At 49.2% G+C, this 4148-nt stretch carries 5 protein-coding genes; 3 read left to right on the forward strand and 2 right to left on the reverse strand.

Translation table 11 applies throughout. The features are described from left to right. The coding region (locus tag RTI30_RS13055) for a hypothetical protein (RefSeq protein ID WP_312283977.1) at positions 1 to 180 on the reverse strand (180 nt) is incomplete at its 3' end. A 304-nt stretch (positions 181 to 484) separates the two neighbouring features. Between RTI30_RS13055 and RTI30_RS13060 the strand changes: the two genes are divergently transcribed. Then, positions 485 to 811: a hypothetical protein gene (locus tag RTI30_RS13060; protein ID WP_312283978.1), complete on the forward strand. Its 327-nt coding sequence runs from the start codon at positions 485 to 487 to the stop codon at positions 809 to 811. A 264-nt stretch (positions 812 to 1075) separates the two neighbouring features. Beyond that, positions 1076 to 1723 carry a YajG family lipoprotein gene (locus tag RTI30_RS13065; protein WP_312283979.1) on the forward strand — a complete coding sequence of 216 codons (648 nt, stop codon included), beginning with the start codon at positions 1076 to 1078 and terminating at the stop codon, positions 1721 to 1723. 1515 nt (positions 1724 to 3238) lie between these two features. Here the strand turns inward: RTI30_RS13065 and RTI30_RS13070 are convergent. Further along, a complete protein-coding gene (locus tag RTI30_RS13070; RefSeq protein ID WP_312283980.1) occupies positions 3239 to 3589 on the reverse strand; it encodes a YbjQ family protein in 351 nt (116 codons plus the stop codon). Positions 3590 to 3727: 138 nt separating this feature from the next. Between RTI30_RS13070 and RTI30_RS13075 the strand changes: the two genes are divergently transcribed. After that, the coding region (locus RTI30_RS13075) for a paraquat-inducible protein A (RefSeq protein ID WP_312283981.1) at positions 3728 to 4148 on the forward strand (421 nt) is incomplete at its 3' end.

Genomic DNA, 4148 nt, shown 5'->3' on the forward strand with positions numbered 1-4148 from the left:
GGTGATCCGTTTGCTCTTTCCTGCCACCCGTCTTTCCACAATGTAGATCTTGCTCTTTGGGGTGACCTTCAGGCCAAAGCCGACTAGCTGGTCATCCCGGTAGAACACGGGAGGTGATCCCGGTTGGGGTAGTTCGATGCTGTCAACGGTACTCTTACGCAAGCGGATGGTAGTGTTCATGTGACCCACTGATTAGCAAAAACGGTAGACACATGGTAGACGCTTGGAAGGAAATTGCAAGCTAGATGGTGCTAGAGCATGCAACAATGAATCATCACAATGCTATGATTCATAATGCATTATGCTGGATGGTGCAAGATCGTCCAAGGTGGTGAAACATCATTGCGACTAACTCTTAATCAGCGGGTCGTGGGTTCGATCCCCTCACAACCCACCAAATAAAACAGGCACTTAGAGCGCATCTCTAGGTGCCTTTATTTTTAATTTCGAAAACGCAGCATTTCTGTTCAGGAGGAGTTTTCGGATGATGCGACAGCAAATTGCGGCTGCGGGATTGCTACTAGGGTGTTGCGGGATGGCCTCGGCTAGCGTGGTCGTCTGTGATAGCCCGAGCACTCCGGTGACTCAACTGTCGGCTTACAATCCGCAAATCGCGATGCAGCGCTTGCCGGAAGAACTGAACACGGCACCCTGGCATTGCAGCAATGGGGTAAGCGCCCCGCTGCCTTCGCTCTTGCGCGGCCATAAGGTCTTGAGCTTGACTCCAACGATTACCTACATGGCGAACAAACAGCCGCCCTATCAAGAATCGGCCTACGGGCAAGTGATTCTGGATTGGGGGACGAAGTGAAACACTTGCAACCTGAGAGAAGGTGCCAATGCAATAAATGGCGAGTTTGGACTGGAAGCGGACATGTGGGTAGGCCAGCATACTGACCAACCTGCTAAAAGAGAGGAAGAATTTACCGTTTTGTCTTATGCCACACCGATCGCAAAAGTTTTTGAATACAATCTGGCGGGTTCTACATGAAGAGTGCCAGATGGGACAGAAGGATGCGCTATGTCTCATTCTTACCCAAAGATCATCCATTCAAAATAGAGGCTGCAAAGTTCCATGAATACGAAGATGACGAAGAGCGGTTTGAAGGTTGCTGGTTTGGTTGCGGCTTTTGCTTTGACGGGTTGTGCTTTTGTTCCTGACGAAGTGCATCCTACCTACAAGGCTCCTGCGGGAATGACCAAGGTGGCTGGCGCTGCTCAAGTTTCGGTCGCAGTAGATGTTATCAATGATCGGAAGGATAAGAACTTTATCGGGTACACCAAAAATGGTTATGGGTTTAAAACTTCTGACGTGTATATGAATATCCAGAAAGACTTAACCCGCGCCCTGAATTCTGCCCTACAGATAATGGGTTACAACGTGCAAAAGAACGGTGCCGCACATCTTGTTGTACATGTGAAAAAGTTCCGTATGCACGAAAATATGCATCTGACATACATCAGCCATTATGGAAAAACAGCTGTAACTGTATCTGTTAAAAATGGAAAAGGTAACACCTTATTCCAGAAAAATGTAGAAACAAGCTTTAAAACCAGCACACCTGGTTTGCTATCATTAAGCAGTAATCGTCATTCTGCTTCAGAAGCTATGTTAAACAAAACGGTTAACGCTATTGTGACGCAGCCAGGATTCAACAAGGCGCTTTTTGAGGCCGCAGGGGTTACCCAAGTTACCGGCGCAACGGTTTTCAATAATCCGTAACTTTTGCCGATCGCACGACTCCATCAAAGATCATCACCTAAAGACCAAGCGCGATGCCATGGAGATATCTGATTATGAGCACGTCTTCAAGCAGCCCACCCGGAGAATGCGCAGAACGTCCACAAGATCGAAAACCTCCGGAAGTGCGCCCGCGCCGCTCTTGATAGCGAGCACAAAGAAGGCTAACGCTTAGGTCGTAACGCTCTTTGCTGCTCGCCACCCCCTCGACAATTACCCCGCTGTCGAATAATAATCATGGTAGTGAATGTAGATCCACCCAAATAGAACGGAACATGCCACAATGACCCGCACGACTATTACCCCAGATAGCCCATCGCCATGTCAGCTATTACATGGCAGAACCTGCCGTCATCAGAAAATCATAGATCACAAAAATCACTGATAAAGGTTTCCACAAAATGTCCGCAAATTTCAAATTGAGCACGAAAATATTAACAGCGATCGTAGCTGTTATCTTTTTTCTATCCGGATGTGTAGACACACATAATAATGGATCAAATAATATTTCCAATTCTGGAAGCACTCCATTAGTAATTGGCAAGACGTATTGTTTCATGTCAAAACCACTGACTAGAGCCCTAGAGGATCTTCCAGACCAGTGGGTATCTGGCACAGAAATTGAGTACGTGAAAGGCACCGTTTCCAACGTTGACCATAACTATGCACAAATAAATAACCTGACTTTTTACTTGGCCGGGGGAAAGTCAAAAGAATTTCCATACAGTACCTGGATAAATATTTCTCAGGTCAGCATGATCATTAACAACGGTTCTGGTTTTTGTGAAAACTAAACCAGAAAACATCTATCTAGCTTTTCAAATCCATTTCATCGCACCTCTTGGAGAACAAATATGAAGCGATTTTCCCTTCTTTTATTGCTAGGTTTCTCTTCTCAATCAATGGCATTTGTTATGCACGCAGGGACCTGGAGCTTCTCTCCAAATAGATATGTCGATTTTCCAACCAGGCATATAGAACATAACGAAAGTTTCTTTTGTATCGGCATGAGTGCCTCATGGTAGAGATACCAAGCTGATACCAAAGATAGACCGAGGAAACCGACGTTTCTCGAACACCTGTGGTTTCTGGACACCGCCAACCACTTTTCGGGACCCGTCGGTGTCCGGGAACGCATTCAGCCGACAACGCCCAGGAGTTGCTGCCGCCTGCTCTGCCAGCGTCTGGTTACGCGCGGTACCTGTCGATGATGTCACCAGTCGGATCGTCTGACTTGGCCATGCTGGTCTGTGCTGAAAAAAAATTGGTGCTCCGTTAATTCCTTCTACAAAAGAACTCAGTAGGCAAAAATCATCACAATTTATCACAATGGATCAGGCGTCTGGGCTGGCGCCAACAGGGGCCAGGATAAAACGCTATTACCTGCAAACAGCACCCTTTTCGGTAGTGCTCACCATCAAAGAACGAGCAGCCCTCCTACTCATGTTCGAGAGAAATTAGCGAGAGACAACATGACCGAAGAGCCGTTGGAACATTTCAGTCCGTGGCAGGTTCCACCACCACCGCCGTCCCATAGGCTGTGACCTCGTTCATGGCTTGCCCCTGCCCCGCGTCGAACTCGCCCGAGTCGAAGCGCGTAGCGAGTACCGCGTTGGCACCCAGGGATTGCGCGTGCTCCGCTAGTTGCGCCAGAGCTTCGTCTCGGGTCTGGGCAATCATCTTCACATAGCCCGACTGCTTGCCGCCGAAAACAGCACGAACGCTACCCAGAAAGTTGCCGACGATGCTGCGGGAGCGTACCGAAGTCCCATAGACGGGGCCAACAACCCGCACGACGCGCATACCCGGGAAATCGTTGGTGGTTAGAATAGGGATTTGATCGGGCATGATGTTCTCCTCGTAAATCGATCTCTTGGGAGAATCTCTCATAACTCGCAGGGTATGTCGAAACGGATTTTCGGCAGAGTGTCCGGAAGCGCGCTATCCTATAATCATATGGTCGGTGAGAATGAGCCCATAGCTAGCGTGCTAGCAGGCGGTGCGGATGTCGATTTGCACGCCAAGCATGGCTTCGTCTGCTGCCCCGACTGCGGTCTATTGCAGCATTTGCCGGCTGTTATCGTTCCGGGAATGCATACCTACTGTACGCGTTGCGGGGCAGTCTTGGAACGCACCCGCGGGCGGAGCATCAACGCGGCCCTGGCCATGAGTTTGAGTGCGTTGCTGCTACTACTACCAATGAATTTACTGCCTTTTTTGACCGTCGACATCTTCGGTGTACACCACACCAGCATTATTTTTTCGGGCATCGCCGGGATTGCCGCCCAGGGTTGGCCACTGGTGGCGCTGATCCTTGCCCTGGAGCTGGTCATCCTGCCTTTTTTCCGCTTTGGATTGCTGAGCGCGGTTTTGATCGGCGTCTATCATGGTCACGAGCAACCACATT

The sequence above is a fragment of the Candidatus Igneacidithiobacillus taiwanensis genome (assembly GCF_031962545.1).
GTDB classification, from domain to species: Bacteria; Pseudomonadota; Gammaproteobacteria; order Acidithiobacillales; family Acidithiobacillaceae; genus Igneacidithiobacillus; species Igneacidithiobacillus taiwanensis.

Excerpts from the sequence above, each read along its gene's own strand:
- RTI30_RS13070 (WP_312283980.1), bottom strand. The coding sequence starts at position 3,589 with ATGCCCGATCAAATCCCTATTCTAACCACCAACGATTTCCCGGGTATG.
- RTI30_RS13065 (WP_312283979.1), top strand. The coding sequence starts at position 1,076 with ATGAATACGAAGATGACGAAGAGCGGTTTGAAGGTTGCTGGTTTGGTT.
- RTI30_RS13060 (WP_312283978.1), top strand. The coding sequence starts at position 485 with ATGATGCGACAGCAAATTGCGGCTGCGGGATTGCTACTAGGGTGTTGC.